Raw genomic sequence first — 16098 nt, 5'->3', positions numbered from 1 at the left:
TCGACAGGTTTCGCAGGCGCCGGCCGAGTTCCCTCCCCCGCGCCCGCCCTGGAGCCCCGTTGGTCTCCGGCCGGGGGGGTGGTAATAGGGCCGCCCATGGCAAACCGAAGAAAGATCGCCCTTATCGGCGCCGGCAACATCGGCGGGGAGCTCGCGGCCCTCATCGCGCGCAAGGAGCTCGGGGACGTCGTGCTGTTCGACATCCCCCAGAAGACGGACTTCGCGAAAGGCAAGGCGCTCGACCTCGAGCAGAACGGCGCCGTCCTGGGCTACGACGCCTCGATCAAGGGCACCTCGAGCTGGGCGGACTGTGCAGGGGCCGACGTCCTCATCGTCACCGCCGGCATCCCGCGCAAGCCGGGCCAGAGCCGTGACGACCTGGTCGCGACGAACCTGCCGATCATCCGCAGCGTGGCCGACGGCGCGAAGGAGCACTGCCCGAACGCGCTGGTGATCGTCATCTCGAACCCGATCGACGCGATGGTCTACGAGTTCAAGCGCCGCACCGGCTTCCCGCGCGAGCGCGTGCTCGGCATGGCGGGCGTGCTCGACAGCGCGCGCTTCCAGCTGTTCCTGGCGCGCGAGGCGAACGTCTCCGTGAAGGACGTGCGCGCGATGGTCCTCGGCGGCCACGGCGACGACATGGTGCCCATCCCGTCGGCGTGCACGATCAACGGCGTGCGCGCGACCGAGCTCATCAGCAAGGAGAAGCTCGACGCCCTCATCGCGAGGACCCGCAAGGGCGGCGGCGAGATCGTCCAGCTCATGGGGACGAGCGCCTACTACGCGCCCGCCTCGAGCGCCGTCGCGATGGCGGAGAGCTACCTGCTCGACCAGAAGCGGCTGCTCCCCGTCGCGGCCTACCTGGACGGCGAGTACGGGTACAAGGACATCTTCATGGGCGTGCCGGTCATCCTCGGCGGCAAGGGCATCGAGAAGATCGTCGAGCTGCCGCTGACCGCAGAAGAGAAGGAGATGCTCGCGAAGAGCGCGAAGAGCGTGCAGGGCATCACCGACGTGGTGAAGGCCTCGAGCTAGCGCCGGACGCGCGGCGCGCCGCGCGCCACGAAGCGCACGCGCGCCAGCAGCGGAACGCGCGCCAGCAGCGAGGGGGAGAGGAGAGAGCGAACGGCTCTCCCTCTCCCTCGGCGTTTCAGCGGTTCACATCACACCGCCGTAGAGGCCATCCAGCACGGCCGTCAGCTCGCGCCGAGGATCGCGGGCGAGCTCGCCGGGGCTCGCGCCGCCCGCCGGCATCTCGGTGGCCGCGTCGCCGTCCCCCGCAGCGATGTCGCTGATGCGCTGGCAGATCAGGTTCATCATCTGCCAGCCCTCGGTGAGCGCGCCCCGCAGCGGGCCGAGGTCGAGGCCGGGGAAGCCCTTCAGAAGGCTGTGCCCGAGCTTGAAGTGCTCGGCGTCCACCTCGGCGTGCGTCGCGAAGTAGTCCGAGTCGGGGAAGATCTGCTGGGCCGCCGTGAGCAGCACGTCGGCGCAGCGCTCGATGACGAAGTGGACGAGGACCGTCCGCTCCTCGGTGGACGCCGAGCCCATCCGCTCGATGAACCAGGACGACGCCGCGGCGATGCCGCGGTCCCAGGACGGCGAGCTCCGCGGGTCGTGCATCCGGGAGAGCCTCCGGTTGTGCCCGACCTCGTCGGCGAGGTGGCGCTCGGCGATCGCGATGGCCCCAGGGTGCGACTCGAAGACGACCCTGGCGCACAGGACCTTCTGGAACGCGTTCGACCAGATCTGGAGCGCGCCGAGCATCCGCCGCTTCACGTCGTCCCGGAGGGCGCGCTCGGACCGGATGAGCTGCATCAAGGGGCTGCCCGCGAACTCCCGCGCGTGGACCTCGTTCTCCTCGACGAGGAGATCCACCGGGGACACGGCGCGATCCGGGGCCACCTCCTCCGCGCTGTCCTCCCGCCCGAGCGCCGCGCACAGACACGGCGTTTCCCAGCGAGCCTCGCTTTCATCGAACTCCTCGAAATGGACGGACAGGGCGGAGAGCCCGTCCGGCGCGCCGCCCACGAGCCCCTGCAGCCCGCCGGGAGGGACCATCACGACGTCTCCCGCCCGAACGCCCCGGCGCGAGCCCCCGATGACCTCGCCTGAGCCTTCGGTGATGACGAGCATGCCTTTGCCAGGGAGCGAACGAGGCTTGAGCGGCTGACCTTCGAGGAGGCGGATCCATCTCAAGGAGAGGCGGCAAGCTTCCGGCAGGTAAGCCGAGAGCTCCGAGTGTTTCCGGATATCCTTGAATAGCCCCAGCAGGGTGCGCTCATCCGCCTTGAGAGGCTCGATCGCGAGGATGTCGGCTGTGTTGACTACGCGCATCTACACGGTCCTCCGGGTCGACATGATGGTGCGTCGACTCTGCACGGCTTGATCGCTTGTGTCTAGATCACACTCGGGCATGAAGGCGAATCCTACGGGCCTGAAAAGGAAGAACTCCTGCAGTTCTTTTCATTCACACTTCCCGCTCCCCGCGCCGCTGCTTCTCAGCATCTCTGCTTTCCTGATCGTCTGTTTCTCTGCGCCTCTGCTTCCCTGCCCCTTTGCTTCCATGATTCCGTGCTTCCGCGCTTCCGTGCTTCTCTGATTCCCTTGCTTCCCCGCTTACGTGTTCGCCCGCAGCGGAGGCGCCTGCGCGCCTGTGGTCGGCGGGGGCGCGGCCAGCGCGGGCGGACGACGCACGAAGCCCGGGACGGCCATGCGTTGTGGCAGGATGCGTGCATGAGCCAGCCGCAGCTCGTACCCGTCGTCCGCCGCGCCACCGAGGCGGACCTGCCCGTGATCGTCCATCTCTTCTCGATCCCGGACGAGGGCAACGCGAAGACGGACCACCCCGGTCCGCCGCTCGATCCGCGCTACGGCGAGGCGCTCGCCGCCATCGCGGAAGATCCGAACAACGCGCTGCTCGTCGCCGAGGTCGACGGGCGCGTCGCCGGCGCGTTCCACCTGACCCTCATCCAGTACGTGGCGAACCGCGGAGCACGCGTGGCGCAGATCGAGAACGTCATCGTGGACCCGGGCCTGCGGGGCCGCGGGATCGGCGAGGCGATGATGCGATGGGCCATCGACGAGGCGCGGCGGCGGGGGTGCTTCCGGGTGCAGCTCACCTCGAACAAGGCGCGGCTGCGCGCGCACCGCTTCTACGAGCGGCTCGGCTTCGTGGCGAGCCACGAGGGGATGAAGCTGAAGCTGTAGGCACGAGCCGCCGCGCGGCGGGCAGGATCGCCATGGCCCGAGAGGCGCCGCCTCAGCGGCCGCTCACGAGGAGCGGCTCCCCCTCGGCCCCGAGCAGCGACAGCGGGAAGACATGCGCTCCGGCCAGCACGTCGCTGCAATAGAGCTCCACGTCGGGGCCGCGCAGCGGCAAGGCCGCGATCTCCTCCAGCGTGACCCAGCGCGCCTCGAGCGAGTGCTCGTCCGGCTGGCTCTTCGGGGGCGTGGCGTCCCGAGGGCGCGCGAGGAAGATCACCCGGAAGCGCGCCTGCAGGGGGCCCGGGCTGTGCTCGATGCGCAGGATGCCCTCCAGCTCCACCGGCACGCCGGTCTCCTCCAGCGCCTCGCGGCGCGCCGCCTCCGCGAACGTCTCCCCCGGCTCGACGCGGCCCGCCGGCAGATACCAGCGCTGGTCGTGCTTGCGCTCGTGCACGAGGAGGAACCGGCTCCGGTGCCTCACCAGCACCACAGCGATGCACCAGGTCGGGATGGCCGTGCGCGACATGATCGAACCTGCGACAGCTTATCCAGGGGCGCCGTTCGCCAGAAGGGGGGACGCGCGGACCGCCCCGGCGCCGCGCCAGCTGGAGCCGCAGGCCCGGGGGGCTCGCTCGGCACCGCGAACGCGGCGATGGTGAGCACCGCCATGAGGGCGCCGAACACGAGGAGCCCCATGAACAAGGCGATCCCGGCGTGCAGCGCCACGGTGGCGACGACCCAGGGCAGCCGCGTGCGGCGCGGCCAGATCAGGAAGCCATAGCCGATCTCCACGAGCAGCACCGTCCACCCGGCGACCGCCGCGAGCCAGGGGGCGTGGGCCAGCCACGAGAAGTCGAACTGCCGGTATTCCGGCAACATGACCGAACGCCAGATCGCCTCGCCGTCCCACCATGGCTCGCCCGCGGCCTTTCCCAGCCCGCTGACCAGGTAAGCGAACGAGAGATGCAGCTGCACCACGCGCAGCCCGAGCCGGGCCGCCGGCGTGGGCCCTCCCTGCACGCGCCCGAGCCGGCGATCCATCGAGAAGGCGGCCTCCGAGGGCACCCAGAGGAGATAGAAGAGAAAGATGCTGGCGAAGCTGTCCACTCCATAGACGGTGGAGCTCGCCGTCGTCACCAGCATCAGGTGGGTGAGCCACGCCAGGAAGGCCGCGGCCCTTGTGCACCAACCGACCAGGAGCGCGGCAAGGGCAACGACGTAGATCACCCCCGTGCCCAGGATGACCGGATCCTCCCCGATCCCGAGCGGGGCGAGCAGCTCCACCGCCCAGCCGATGCGAGGCAGCTCGGTCCTCGCGAACACGTCGCGCAGAGGCCCCTGGAGGATCCCGGACCGCCCGTAGAGCTCGAAGAGCGCGGGCGCGACGAGCGCCGCTTGAAGCAAGAGCACGGCCGCGAGCCCGATGCGGAGGGCCGCGAGCGGCGCCGCCGAGGCCGGCGCCAGCGCGAAGCGCTCGATCGAGCGGAGGACGCGCGCGGGCGCGCTGCCTTCGGCCGGCCCGCGGGCGCAGTTCGAAGGGTCCTTCACCGCGCACCGCCGCTCGCCTCTCGAGAGGTCCGGAGCCTCGAGCGGATCATGAACTTCGCCTCGTACTGCAGGTTCCAGCTGGACCTCTTCCCCTCCCGGTACTCCCGCATCGACGGCAGATCGTACGTCTCCAGTCGGACGAGGACGCTCTCGGCCGCGGGGTGTCTCGCCAGCACCTTGCCCGCCCACGAGGCGGCGATCGAGCGCTGGATCGTCGGGTCCTCCACGTTCAAGAAAGGCGTGATGAGGTTCAGGATCCGGATCTCCGTCTCGCGGCTGGCGCCCGACTCGAGGGCGTCGGTGATGGTCGCGCCGCCGGCGTCCGAGACATGAAAGATGGCCCTCGGCAGCGGGGTGATGCTGTCAGCAAAGAAGGCATAGCCGCTCTCGGCCCCGGAGAGCGCCCCGTAATACGCGAGCGCCCGCGCCGGCCAACCGTCTCCCTCGGGGTGGATCTGGAGAGCCCCCATGACGACGAGGCCTAGATGGCCCACGACGGCGACCAGGGCTGCGGCGTGGCTCCGGCTGTTCCGTTTTCCCTCCATGCAGCTCCCTCCGGTAATGCCCGCTCGCGATCCTGACCGACGAGAGCGAGACGGGATGGGGGCCGCTCGTCCCGCTCTCCTGCCTCGCGGCGCCGCGATGCCAGCGCCCCCAGCGTTTCGTCCTGCCCCCCTCGGGTGTCCCCCGGCCGAGGGTGCGAGGCCGCCATCGGGCCGCCACAGGCCATGTCACCGTCAGTACCCGTACCAGAGGCCATGCCAATGACCGTGCCAGTGACCATGCCAATGACCGTGCCAGTACCCGTGCCAATGACCATGCCAGTACCCGTGCCAATGACCATGCCAGTACCCGTGCCAGGGCCTGTACCAGTGACCATACCAGGGCCGCTGGCGTGCAGGACGAGCGTTGGGTGCATCCGCGGCGACGGGAGCTCGTGTTTCCGCGACGAGGACGAGCTCCTCGACGGGCGTCGTGGTTGCGGCCGAGGCGAGCTGCGCTACCCCGAGGCATGCGAGCGTCGCGGCCAGCATGCCGATGATGTTGATGCGCTTCATGTTCATCCCCCCGTGCGACGGCTGCTCATGATGAGCGCCGAACATGGCCGTGCGTCCTCGACGTCCATGCAAGCCGCACGCCCCGGCCACATCCAGCGGACGGCTGTCGCTTCCCCTCTCGCGGGGTGACAATCACGATAAAGGTCCCCATCGGCCGAGTATCCCGTCGGCGCACTACGCGATGTGTGACGAGAGAGGGAGAGAGCGGATCATGCAAGACAACCGGATCTCTCACGGGGCAAGCGCGCAATGAGGGCACACAGCGTCCTGACCCGAACCACGCTGAGCTGATCGAGCGGAGGGCGCGACCTGCCGCTCGAGGGTCACCGCCACGCGGCGCTCTCCGAGCCCCCGGGCGCTCCGGCCCGTCGCGACGCCGATCATGAGCTCACGCGCCTTGCCCGGCGCGTGCGCCGCTCGAGCCCCCGAGGGCGCGCGGCCCGACGCCGTCCGGAGACGGCAGATCCTGCGCTGTTCCTGCGCTGTTCCTGCGCTATTCCTGCGCTATTCCTGCCAAAGAACGCCGAGCTCGATCTCCACGGCGTCGAACGGCGCCGCGCGCACGGTGACGTCACCCTCCCACGCCCCCACGCGCACGAACCGCCCACCGTCGATGCGGTAGACCTCCAGGAGCCGGAGCCGCGGGTCGATCAGCCAGTAGTGCGCCACGAGCTCGCGCGCGTAGATCTCCATCTTGTCGCGGCGATCGAGCGCCTCGGTGGACGGCGAGATCACCTCGCACACCCAGTCGGGCGCGAGGAAGATCGCCGCGTTCCGCATCGGGATCTGCGGCATCCGGTCGCGGCGCCACGCGGCGATGTCGGGGATCACGATGTCCGGATCGGTGCCGAGGTGCAGCTCGGGCTCGACAAGCAGCGCCCACCGGCCAGGCCCCTTGATGCCGCGGCGAAATGGCAGGTAAAGCTCCCCCGCGAGCACCGACGTCACGTTGCGGGAGAACACGGAAGGGCGCGGCGTCGCGTGGAGGACGCCGTTCAGGACCTCCGCCACCTGGTTCGGCGGCGTGTCAAGCACATCCTGGTACGTGGCGCGACGGGCGCAGTCGGACATGGTCGGATGTTAGCATGCACGCCGGGCGCGGCGGCTCGCCCGGCGAAATTCCGTGAGCAGCCCCCCTCCGATCGCCGCGGGTTCGTTGTAGATTCCGCCGCCATGAGCGAAGCAGCCCCCTCCCCCACGCAACGCCCCCGTCCGCTCGTCCTCTGCATCCTCGATGGATTCGGCGAGCGCGAAGAAAAGGACCAGAACGCGATCGCCCTCGCGGCGATGCCGAACCTCGAGGCGATCAAGCGCGACTCCGAGAAGACGCTGATCGGGACGAGCGGCCCGGACGTCGGGCTCCCGGTGGGGCAGATGGGCAACAGCGAGGTCGGCCACCTGAACTTCGGCGCGGGGAGGATCGCGCTGATGGACATCTCGCGCATCGACGTCGCGATCGCCGAGAACAAGCTCGGCTCGAACGAGATCATCGACCGGACGTTCCGCGTCGCGCAGGACCGCAAGTGCCGGGTGCACCTCTTCGGGCTCGTCTCCGACGGCGGCGTCCACTCGTCGCTCGACCACTTCCTCGCGCTGATCAAGCTCGCGAAGTTCCACGAGGTGCCCCTCGTCCTGCACGCGTTCCTCGACGGCCGCGACACGCCGCCGAAGAGCGCGTGGGGCTACGTCGAGAAGATCGAGGAGGCGCTCCAGGGCATCGGCGTCATCGGCACCATCTCGGGCCGGTACTACGCCATGGACCGCGACAAGCGCTGGGACCGCGTCATGAAGGCCTACACCGCGATCGTGCGCGGCGAGGCGCCGCGGGCCGACACGGCGTTCGACGCGATCCAGCAGTCGTACGCGGCCGGGAAGACGGACGAGTTCGTCGAGCCCGTCCGCATCGGCGACTACAGCGGCATCAAGGGCGACTTCGTGGCCGACTTCGCCTCGCAGGAGCCCCGCTGGGAGTGGCAGGGAGAGGAGGTCGGCCTCTCCGTCAACTTCAGGCCCGACCGCATGCGCGAGATCTCGGCGATGCTCACGCGGCGGAACCTGCCGGCCGAGGTGCTGGAGCTCCTCTCGGACCGGGGCAAGCCGGTCTTCGCCTTCCAGGAGCACTGTTACAGCGGCATGACCGAGTACGACGCGGCGCTGAAGCTGCCGGTCGCGTTCCCGAAGGACGAGGTGACCGAGTCGTTCCCCGAGATGATCGCCCGCGCCGGGCTCACGCAGCTCCGGTGCGCGGAGACCGAGAAGTACGCGCACGTCACGTACTTCTTCAACGGCGGCCGCGAGGAGACGTTCCCGGGCGAGGACAGGAAGCTCGTGCCCTCGCCGCGCGACGTCGCCACCTACGACAAGAAGCCGGAGATGAGCGCGGCGGGCGTCGCGAGCGAGGTCGTGGCCGCGATCAAGAGCGGCAAGTACGACTTCATCCTCGTGAACTTCGCGAACCCGGACATGGTCGGGCACACCGGCATCCTCGAGGCCGCCATCCACGCCAACGAGGCGGTCGACAAGGGGCTCGGCGCCATCGGGGACGCCGTACGCGAGGCCGGCGGCGCGCTGATCATCACCGCGGACCACGGCAACTGCGAGCAGATGAAGGACGAGCACGGCAACCCGCACACCGCCCACACGCTCAACCCGGTGCCGCTCTACTACCTGAACAAGAACGACCCCGGCGTCGTGCTCCGGTCCGGCGGCCGCATCTGCGACGTGGCGCCGACGATGCTCGAGATCCTCGGCCTCCCGCAGCCCGCGGCGATGACGGGGCGCACGCTCCGCGTCCGACAGCGGTAAGTGGGCGCCGACCAGAGGCAGCTCGGCCCGTACATCCTGCGCGAGGCCGTCTCGTCGCGGGCGCTCACCGTGACGTACCGGGCCGAGCACGCGGGGCTCGGCCGGGCGGCGCTGATCAAGACGCTCAAGCCCACGGTGTCGGCCGCGAGCGCGTTCGCGGCCGGCCTCGAGCGCGAGGCGAAGATCCTCGCGCGCATCCGGCACCCGAACATCATCGACATCCACGACTTCCAGCGCGACGAGGACCGGATATGGCTCGTGCTGGAGCCGCTCTCGGGGCCGACGCTCGCGGCCCTGTGCGCGCGCGCCGGCCGCCTCGACGAGGGCGCCGCGGCGGCCATCGCGCTGGAGATCGCGCGCGGCCTCGGGCACGCGCACGAGCGGGGCGTCGTGCACCGGGAGCTGCGCCCCGAGCGCGTCATCGTCACGCCCGCGGGCGGCGTGAAGATCCTCGAGTTCGCGGCGGCGTCCGACGGCCGGCAACCCTCGCTGCCGGAGCCGTTCGAGGGCAGCGACACGTTCGCGCGGCCCGACTACATGGCGCCCGAGCAGATCCTCGGGGCGGAGCCCGGGCCTCAGGCGGACGTGTTCGCGCTGGGCGTCGTGCTGTTCGAGATGCTCACCGGGGTGCGCCCGTTCGACGAGCCGAAGGGGGGGCCGGAGGAAGCAAGCCGTGCTTCGAATCACGCGTCGAACCGCGCATCGGCCGCGCCCGGCGCGCCGCGCGAGCGCGAGGAGGACCGGTGGGCCGAGGGCAGGGCCGTCGCGCACCGGATCCGCAACGCGCCGCCGCAGCCGCTGCGGGGGCTCGTGCCCGACGTGTCGCGCGGCCTGGAGCGCGTGGTGCTCCGGTGCCTCGAGAAAGAGCCGGAGCAGCGCTACGACAACGGCCGCGCCGTCGCGGACGCCCTGGCCGAGGAGCTCGCGGAGCGCGGTCATCCGCAGCCGCGCGCGCTCATCGCGAGCGCCCTCGCGGCGGCCAAGCTCGGCGGCGACGAGCTGCCGCCCACGCAGGCGCCTTCCGCGCGCCCCGCCGCAGCGCAGCGCAGCGCGCCGTCGCTCGCGCCCGATGTGGGCCGGCTCGTCGGCATCTTCGCGCTGGTCGTCGCGGGCGGCGCGCTCATCGAGCTCAGCCTCCGCCAGCACGACGCCGCGGAGCCGCCCAGCGCCGAGGTCCGGCAGCCCGGCGAGCGCTCGGAGGAGCGCGGCTACCTGAAGGTCCTCGCCAGGCCGTGGGCAGAGGTCGTCATCGACGGGGAGCTCATCGACGTGACGCCGATGGCGCGGGCGATCCCGCTCCAGGCCGGACGGCATTACGTCACGTTCCGGCACCCGAACGCGCCCGAGGAGAAGCGCACGATCACCGTCTCCGAGGGGCAGACGGTCACGCTCGACGTGAGCATGCGGATCGATCGCAGCGCGATCGACGCGGGCGCGCCGCCGGTGGAGGACAGGGACGCGTCGCCCTGACCGCGGCGCCGGCCACGCCTACACGGCGCCGCCGGCTGTCCCCGCGCCGTTCGCGCCGCAGGCGCCCGCCGCGTCTCCCTCGCCGCTCGCGCCGCCCGCGGAGACCGCAACGCCGTCGCCGCCCTCGCCGCCCGCGCGGCGGCGGAGCGCCTCGAGCGCGAGGAGCGGCCGCTCCCGCTTCTCGTTCAGCTCGCCGAGGCACTGGCCGCTGCCGCGCTCGAGCGCGCGGCAGCAGTCGGGCCGCACCTCGTAGATCGAGCACAGGAAGCGGCCGAGCTCCGCGTCCAGCGTGAGCGCGGCGCAGCGGCCGTCCTCGATGCGCATGTAGCAGCGGTTGCCGATGAAGCGCGTGAGCCCTCGCGCGCGATCGTCCATGCGATCGTGGTCGCAGCCGAAGACCCGGACGTACTCCGGCAGGGTCGAGAAGCAGCAGGTGCCGCACGCGGTGCACTCGGGGACGGCCGCGTCTCCCTCGCCGCTCGCGCCGCCCGCGCGCGCCCCGCCCGTCGCGGCCCGCGCGCCCTTGCGCGTCAGAGCCGGACCTCGACGTGCGTCCCGCGCTTCAGATCGTCGAGCCACTTCTGCTTGGCCTTCGTCATGATCTCCGCCTGCAGCCGCTGGAAGACCTCCGGGCGAGCCGCCTCGAGCGTCGTGAAGCGGGACGGCTGGCGGCTCAGGAGCTTCATGACCACGAACGCGTCGCCCGCGCGCATCGGCGCGGTCACGCCGCCCGGCTCGATCGCCATCAGCGCGGCCTCGAGCTCCGGGGCCATCACCTCGCGCTGGCCGGTCGCCGCGGCCTGCGTCCCCTGCGGCGCGCGGACCCCGAGGTCGCCGCCCTCCTCGCGGGTCGCTGTGTCGTCCGAGAACTGCCGCGCGAGCGCCGCGAAATCCTCGCCGCCGCGCGCGCGCTCCGCGAGCGCCGCGGCGAGCGCGCGGCGCTCCTCGACCGCCTCGGCGCTCGAGCCGGGCAGGACGCGCAGGACGATCCACGCCGGGTGGTAGTCGCGCCGCCGGCGCTCCTCGCGCACCAGCCGATCGAAGGCGGACCGCACGTCCTGCTCGGTGATGCGCACCCGGCCCTTCACCCGGAGCTGCAGCATCTTCCCCTCGAGGATCTGCCGGCGGATCTCGTCGCGGTACTCCTGATCGGTGAGCCCCGAGCTCGCCCGCGCCATCCGGAACAGCTCCTCGACCGTCACTTGCTCCGCCGCCGCGATGTTCCGGAAGGCGTTCTCGATCTCCTCGGAGGTCACGCGGATATTGGCCTTCTCGGCGGCCTGCCCCTCGAGCTCCTCGTCCACCATCTTCTGGAGGAGATCGCGGAAGACCTGCGACTCGGCCGCCGCCTGCTGCGCGCCCGGCGGGACCCGGGCCTGGATCTGCAGCAGGAAGGGGCGAGCCCGCTGCCGCAGATCCGAGAGCAGGATGGCGCGATCGCCGATGACGGCGACGATCCGCTCGCTCACGACCGCGTGGGCGAGCGGCGAGGCGAAGGCGGCGGCGGCGACGAGCCCGGCGAGCGCGAGGCGGAGCGGAACACGCATCGCGCGCCTCTACCACTGGGCCCCAGGCGGTTCCACGCGTTTCCGGCCCCGCGCGCCCCGGACTCAGCCGGAGCCGGGGTACACCGTCCGACGGGACGCGCGCTCGCGGACGGCCTCGCGCGCGAGCGCGTCGGCGCGCTCGTTGAGCAGCACGCCCGCGTGCCCCGGCACATACACGAGGCGCGCGCGCGGCCGCGCGGCGAGCGCCTCGCGCAGCGAGGCGATGAGCTCGGCGTTCGCCTTCGCCTTCCACCCCTTCTGGAGCACGCCGATCGAGTACTGGCTGTCCGTGTGGATGACGATGGGCCGCCCCGGCTCCTCCACCTCCTCGAGCGAGCGGAGGATCGCCGTCAGCTCGGCGATGTTGTTGGTCGCGGTGCCGAGGAACTCGCTGCGCTCGATCCGCCGGCCGCCGTCGATGATCACCACGCCGAGCCCCGCGGGCCCCGGGTTCCCCGAGCACGCCCCGTCCGCGTAGACGATGACGGCCCCTTCCGGGACGGGCGCCGCGCCGGACTCCCCCCGCGCCGGCGCCTTGCGCTGCGCGCGCCCGGCCGGCGCCGGGGCGGCCGCGCCCCCCTCGGGCTGCTCGCCGGCGCGCGCCTTCACGACCGCTTCCGCAGGCCCACAGGTCTCGTCGGGCAAGACCTTCGGGTCGACCACGGTCAGGTTCTCGGCGCGCGCCTTGTATCTGCGGCCGTCGTGCGGCTTGTAGCGGATCTCGACGCCACCGCCCTCCTCCGCGACAAAGGCGCCGGCGGCGTCGGCGCGAGCATAGACCGTTTGACCTCGAAGCGATGCGCGGACCCAGGGCACGGGCGCACCCTGGCATGGATCGAAGGCCGCCGGTACGGGGACCATGCCAGGCGAGCGCGGCCGATCGGGCCGGCCGGGCGCGGCCGCGCCTGCCCTCGTCGCAGCCCTCGAGGCGCGCTCGGCGGGCGGCCCGCGCGCGGCGGCGCCGCCCTGCGATCACGGCTCGATGCAGAGCGCGAGGGACCACGCGGTCAGCGTGCCGGAGTCGGACCCGGCGTCGTCCCCGACCCGGAGCGTCCACGTGCCGTTCGCCGGCCCCGACAGGAAGGCCGCGAACGACGACTCCGGGCGGAAGCAGCCGCGGAACGGCGCCATCGCTCCCGTGACCGCGGTCGCGCAGCCCATGTCGAAGACGGTCTTCCGGTAGTTGTCGCCGGAGCCGCCATTGTCGCTCGACACATCGACCGTCGTACCCGACGGAGAGGTGAGCGAGATATCGAGATCTCCGTCGAACGAATGCGCGATATCGAGCTCGAGCGTCACGCGCCGGATCGTGCCCCTCGAGACGACCGGGAGGACGCTGGCAGCGACAGCGCGATCCGTGACGGTCTTGGGTATGTCCATGGACGACTGCACCCACAGCACCTGCCCGGGCGAGCACGCGCCGACGGCATTGTCGCATCCGAGCGCGCAGTCCGGGTCGGCGCAGTCCGTCTCGCCATCGAGGTCGTCGTCCTCCGCGTCGCCGCAGTTGCGCTCCTTCGAGTACGAGCACACGCTCGGCGTGCCCCGGCAGGTGTACCTGGCTTCCACGACGCAGCCCGCGCTGCAGCCGTCACCGCTCGACGTGTTGGCGTCGTCGCAGCCCTCGACGCCGTCCCGCACGAAGCCGTCGCCGCACCTCGCGGCGCGACAGGTGATGGGGCAGGCGTCGGTGCTGCTCGTGTTTCCGTCGTCGCACTCCTCGCCGGCCTGGATCGCGCCGTCGCCGCAGCCCTCGAGGAGGCACCCTGGGCTGCACCCGTCGCCCGCGTTCCGGTTCCCGTCGTCACACGCCTCGACGCCGGCGCGGACGAACCCGTCGCCGCACACGGCGCGCGCGCAGCTCGTGGGGCAGGCGTCGGTGCTGTTCGCGTTGCCGTCATCGCACGCCTCGACGCCCGCGCGGACGAACCCGTCCCCGCACGAGGCGGCGACGCACGTGGTGAGGCACGCGTCCGTGTTGCTCGTATTGCCGTCATCACACGCCTCGGCGGCGGTGTTGACCACGCCGTCGCCGCAGACCGGCGCGGCGCAGGTGCCTGCCGAGCTGCACACGTGGCTCAGGCAGTCGCGCCCGAGGGCGCAGCGCATGCCGGCGGCGCACCCGACGCACGCGGGGCCGCCGCAGTCGATGTCGGTCTCCGCGCCGTTCCGGGCGACGTCGGTGCACGACGGGAGGCACGTCGTCCCTGAACAGCGGCCGCCCAGGCAGTCGCCGTCCGCGGCGCACGTCTTGCCGGTGGCGCAAGGCGAGCACGCCGGTCCGCCGCAGTCGACGTCGGTCTCCGCCCCGTTCGTCGCGCCGTCGGTGCACGACGACGCGCGGCACCTGCCGTCCTCGCAGATCCCGCTCCGGCAGTCCGCGCCGGTGAGGCAGGCCTCGAGATCCGCGCACGGCACGCAATCCGAGCCGCCGCAGTCGACGCCGGTCTCGGCGCCGTTCGTCGCGCCATCGCCGCAATCGGGCGCGACACAGCGGTTCTCGACGCAGACGTTGCTCAGGCAATCGCCGGCGACGAGGCACTCGACACAGGCGCCGTTCCCATCGCAATAGCGCGCTCCGGTCGCGTCGGGTCCGCTGCACTCCGTCGTCGCCGGCGCCGGAAGGTTCTTCGGCGCCCCGGCGACGCAGACGTCGGCCGAGCACGGGTCTCCGTCGGAGAAGACGTCTTGGTCGTCATCGAGCTCGATCACGGCGCCATGCCCATCGCAAACGCGCGCCTTGCAGTCGCCCAGGACCTGCTCGCCCACGGGCTTTCCCCGCGGCGCGGCGTCGAGGCCGCACCGGCCGCCTTCGCACGTGCGCCGCTGACACGCGCCGTCGACCCCGGGGCAGTCCGCGGTCGTGACGCATGGCGCGGCCTCCCCTCCGCCCCCGCCGTCCTCGCCGCCTCCGCCGCTCCCGCCGCTCCCGCCCTCGCCGGCCTCCGGCCCCGACGCCTGCCGGGGACGATCGCAGTCGACCGCGATCAAGGCAGCAGCGATGACGAGCGGCGAAAGGACCTTCGTGAACGGAGCGCTTCTGAAGAGGTCCGCTCGCACTGACACCTCGATTCCTCCGCTTCCGGCGGGAACGGCGACGTCCCTTCAAGGCTCGATTCGAGCCCGACGGACGCGCAGGCGGTCGATCATCGGCGCACTAGACTGATATGGAATCGAGAGGACGCCAGCAGCCAAACGGATCGGGAGAGCCCCTATTTCGACGCGCGGCGCTCGAAGCGCGCCGGGTCCTCGGCCACGCCCATGACGGCGGACAGCTCGCCGTCAGGTATGCGGCCCAGCCGCCGCATGAGCTTTAGCGTCGACCAGGAGACGAGGCGCCCGCGAGCACGACCGGGCGCGGGCGCACTGCACGCCACATGCCGGTGTGAGGCGGCCCTCTCACTGCCGGGCATCGCGCCCGGCAGATGCTTGACATCTCCAGGCCGTTCTGGATTTCATTCCTTCTTCTGCATCCGTTCGGGATACCACCTTGCTCCTCCGAGCCGCGCTGGATTTGATTCTCCCTCGAGCTGTCACCGCTGGCGGAACCCATGTGCGCTCTCCTGCCCACCACCGGCCTCGATCCACGCAGGCGTAGGCGATGCAACCACTGCTGAGCACCTCGCTCCGCCCTGTATGGAGCAATCTACGCGCGACCCGAGCCTCGGTACGCAAAGCCCTCGCGCAGTACCCGAGCGCGCTCGTGGACGCGGCAGAGATGGTGGCCTGCGAGCTGCTGGAGAACGCCATCAAGTACGGCGAGGAAGTCCCCGCAGCGCGCGCCATTCGCTTCACGCTCAGCATGACCGAGGACAGGATCGAACTCGTCACGACCAACGGCTGCACCGATCACGGCTCGGTCAATCGACTGCTCTGCCGGATAGAGTCCCTGCGCAGCGCCCCGGACAAGACGGAGCTCTACATCGAGCGGCTACACGAGCTGCTCGCCAGCCCGCGCGACGGCGCCAACGTAGGCATCTACAGGATCGCGATGGAAGGCGGCTTTGCGCTCGACGCGACGTACGCAGACGAGACGGTCACCGTGACAGCCACCAGGAGAATCCATGACCGAGTCGACATTTGAGCGCGACGGGCTGAAAGTACGCATCTCGGTGGCCGCGGACTCGTCGCGAATCGAGTGGTCGGGCGTCAGCGACATCCGCAGCCCCGCCATGTTCCTCAATCCTCTCTTCGAGGACTGGACCGGGAAGACCAAGAACACGGTCGTCACGGTGGATCTGACCAGGCTCGAGTACATGAACTCGGCCACGGTGAAGCCCCTGGTGGATCTGATAAAACTGCTGGATCAGACCAGCCTCGGCGTGGTCGTCGTCTTCCGTGACAACGACTGGCAGCGAGCGCACCGCAACTGCATGTCGGCGCTGGCGCGCACGCTGAAGAAGACAAAGGTGCAATGATCTGGGGTGACCAGACCATCAGCGCGCGCAGCCCAGCTCCTGGAA

16 protein-coding genes are annotated in these 16098 nt (G+C 71.1%); 6 read left to right on the top strand and 10 right to left on the bottom strand.

Features of this window, described 5'->3' with window-relative positions:
* Nucleotides 1-96 precede the first annotated feature (96 nt).
* Nucleotides 97-1038, top strand: coding sequence for a malate dehydrogenase (mdh, locus tag POL72_RS32810; RefSeq protein WP_012233684.1), 942 nt, complete (start codon nucleotides 97-99; stop codon nucleotides 1036-1038).
* 123 nt (nucleotides 1039-1161) lie between these two features.
* Here the strand turns inward: mdh and POL72_RS32805 are convergent, their stop codons facing one another.
* Nucleotides 1162-2337 carry a cupin domain-containing protein gene (locus POL72_RS32805; RefSeq protein WP_272100570.1) on the bottom strand — a complete coding sequence of 392 codons (1176 nt, stop codon included), beginning with the start codon at nucleotides 2335-2337 and terminating at the stop codon, nucleotides 1162-1164.
* A 399-nt stretch (nucleotides 2338-2736) separates the two neighbouring features.
* Here POL72_RS32805 and POL72_RS32800 point away from each other — a divergent pair, with 399 nt between their 5' ends.
* Nucleotides 2737-3210 carry a GNAT family N-acetyltransferase gene (locus POL72_RS32800; protein WP_272100568.1) on the top strand — a complete coding sequence of 158 codons (474 nt, stop codon included), beginning with the start codon at nucleotides 2737-2739 and terminating at the stop codon, nucleotides 3208-3210.
* Nucleotides 3211-3262: 52 nt separating this feature from the next.
* Here the strand turns inward: POL72_RS32800 and POL72_RS32795 are convergent, their stop codons facing one another.
* From POL72_RS32795 to POL72_RS32775, 5 genes are all read right to left on the bottom strand, one after another.
* Complete coding sequence (locus tag POL72_RS32795) at nucleotides 3263-3733, bottom strand: NUDIX domain-containing protein (RefSeq protein WP_272100566.1); 471 nt, start codon at nucleotides 3731-3733, stop codon at nucleotides 3263-3265.
* The gene (locus POL72_RS32790; RefSeq protein WP_272100564.1) at nucleotides 3685-4755 is read right to left on the bottom strand and encodes an HTTM domain-containing protein; all 1071 of its coding nucleotides are present in this window, start codon (nucleotides 4753-4755) and stop codon (nucleotides 3685-3687) included. The genes POL72_RS32795 and POL72_RS32790 overlap by 49 nt, the downstream gene beginning before the upstream one ends.
* Nucleotides 4752-5300 (bottom strand): hypothetical protein, encoded by a 549-nt coding sequence (locus tag POL72_RS32785; RefSeq protein WP_272100562.1) that lies wholly within the window; start codon nucleotides 5298-5300, stop codon nucleotides 4752-4754. Before POL72_RS32785 ends, POL72_RS32790 begins: the two co-directional genes overlap by 4 nt.
* Nucleotides 5301-5492: 192 nt before the next feature.
* Nucleotides 5493-5858 carry a hypothetical protein gene (locus tag POL72_RS32780; RefSeq protein ID WP_272100561.1) on the bottom strand — a complete coding sequence of 122 codons (366 nt, stop codon included), beginning with the start codon at nucleotides 5856-5858 and terminating at the stop codon, nucleotides 5493-5495.
* A 459-nt stretch (nucleotides 5859-6317) separates the two neighbouring features.
* Complete coding sequence (locus POL72_RS32775) at nucleotides 6318-6884, bottom strand: Uma2 family endonuclease (protein WP_272100559.1); 567 nt, start codon at nucleotides 6882-6884, stop codon at nucleotides 6318-6320.
* 102 nt (nucleotides 6885-6986) lie between these two features.
* On the opposite strand from POL72_RS32775, the gene gpmI reads away from it, so the two are divergent.
* Nucleotides 6987-8618, top strand: coding sequence for a 2,3-bisphosphoglycerate-independent phosphoglycerate mutase (gene gpmI / locus POL72_RS32770; RefSeq protein WP_272100557.1), 1632 nt, complete (start codon nucleotides 6987-6989; stop codon nucleotides 8616-8618).
* On the top strand, nucleotides 8619-10088 hold the full coding sequence (locus tag POL72_RS32765; RefSeq protein WP_272100555.1) for a serine/threonine protein kinase: 1470 nt from the start codon (nucleotides 8619-8621) through the stop codon (nucleotides 10086-10088). It begins immediately after the preceding gene.
* 18 nt (nucleotides 10089-10106) lie between these two features.
* On the opposite strand, the gene POL72_RS32760 is transcribed toward POL72_RS32765, so the two are convergent.
* From POL72_RS32760 to POL72_RS51375, 4 genes are all read right to left on the bottom strand, one after another.
* On the bottom strand, nucleotides 10107-10667 hold the full coding sequence (locus POL72_RS32760) for a YkgJ family cysteine cluster protein (protein ID WP_272100553.1): 561 nt from the start codon (nucleotides 10665-10667) through the stop codon (nucleotides 10107-10109).
* Nucleotides 10619-11635, bottom strand: a complete 1017-nt coding sequence (locus POL72_RS32755; protein WP_272100551.1) for a peptidylprolyl isomerase — start codon at nucleotides 11633-11635, stop codon at nucleotides 10619-10621. The genes POL72_RS32760 and POL72_RS32755 overlap by 49 nt, the downstream gene beginning before the upstream one ends.
* Nucleotides 11636-11698: 63 nt before the next feature.
* Nucleotides 11699-12451: a ribonuclease HI gene (locus POL72_RS32750; protein ID WP_272100549.1), complete on the bottom strand. Its 753-nt coding sequence runs from the start codon at nucleotides 12449-12451 to the stop codon at nucleotides 11699-11701.
* Between the two features lie 156 nt (nucleotides 12452-12607).
* On the bottom strand, nucleotides 12608-14701 hold the full coding sequence (locus tag POL72_RS51375) for a DUF4215 domain-containing protein (protein ID WP_272100548.1): 2094 nt from the start codon (nucleotides 14699-14701) through the stop codon (nucleotides 12608-12610).
* A gap of 637 nt (nucleotides 14702-15338) precedes the next feature.
* Here POL72_RS51375 and POL72_RS32740 point away from each other — a divergent pair.
* Nucleotides 15339-15719: a hypothetical protein gene (locus tag POL72_RS32740; RefSeq protein ID WP_272100546.1), complete on the top strand. Its 381-nt coding sequence runs from the start codon at nucleotides 15339-15341 to the stop codon at nucleotides 15717-15719.
* Nucleotides 15700-16053: a hypothetical protein gene (locus POL72_RS32735; protein ID WP_272100544.1), complete on the top strand. Its 354-nt coding sequence runs from the start codon at nucleotides 15700-15702 to the stop codon at nucleotides 16051-16053. The genes POL72_RS32740 and POL72_RS32735 overlap by 20 nt, the downstream gene beginning before the upstream one ends.
* Nucleotides 16054-16098 lie beyond the last annotated feature (45 nt).

This window comes from Sorangium aterium (assembly GCF_028368935.1).
GTDB classification, from domain to species: Bacteria; Myxococcota_A; Polyangia; order Polyangiales; family Polyangiaceae; genus Sorangium; species Sorangium atrum.
This window is presented reverse-complemented; position numbering and strand designations above follow the sequence as displayed.

What these genes read in the sequence shown, in the direction of transcription:
- POL72_RS32800 (WP_272100568.1), top strand. Translation starts at nt 2,737, where the DNA reads ATGAGCCAGCCGCAGCTCGTACCCGTCGTCCGCCGCGCCACCGAGGCG.
- gpmI (WP_272100557.1), top strand. Translation starts at nt 6,987, where the DNA reads ATGAGCGAAGCAGCCCCCTCCCCCACGCAACGCCCCCGTCCGCTCGTC.
- POL72_RS32805 (WP_272100570.1), bottom strand. Translation starts at nt 2,337, where the DNA reads ATGCGCGTAGTCAACACAGCCGACATCCTCGCGATCGAGCCTCTCAAG.
- POL72_RS32755 (WP_272100551.1), bottom strand. Translation starts at nt 11,635, where the DNA reads ATGCGTGTTCCGCTCCGCCTCGCGCTCGCCGGGCTCGTCGCCGCCGCC.
- POL72_RS32785 (WP_272100562.1), bottom strand. Translation starts at nt 5,300, where the DNA reads ATGGAGGGAAAACGGAACAGCCGGAGCCACGCCGCAGCCCTGGTCGCC.
- mdh (WP_012233684.1), top strand. Translation starts at nt 97, where the DNA reads ATGGCAAACCGAAGAAAGATCGCCCTTATCGGCGCCGGCAACATCGGC.
- POL72_RS32795 (WP_272100566.1), bottom strand. Translation starts at nt 3,733, where the DNA reads ATGTCGCGCACGGCCATCCCGACCTGGTGCATCGCTGTGGTGCTGGTG.
- POL72_RS32775 (WP_272100559.1), bottom strand. Translation starts at nt 6,884, where the DNA reads ATGTCCGACTGCGCCCGTCGCGCCACGTACCAGGATGTGCTTGACACG.
- POL72_RS32780 (WP_272100561.1), bottom strand. Translation starts at nt 5,858, where the DNA reads ATGTTCGGCGCTCATCATGAGCAGCCGTCGCACGGGGGGATGAACATG.
- POL72_RS32735 (WP_272100544.1), top strand. Translation starts at nt 15,700, where the DNA reads ATGACCGAGTCGACATTTGAGCGCGACGGGCTGAAAGTACGCATCTCG.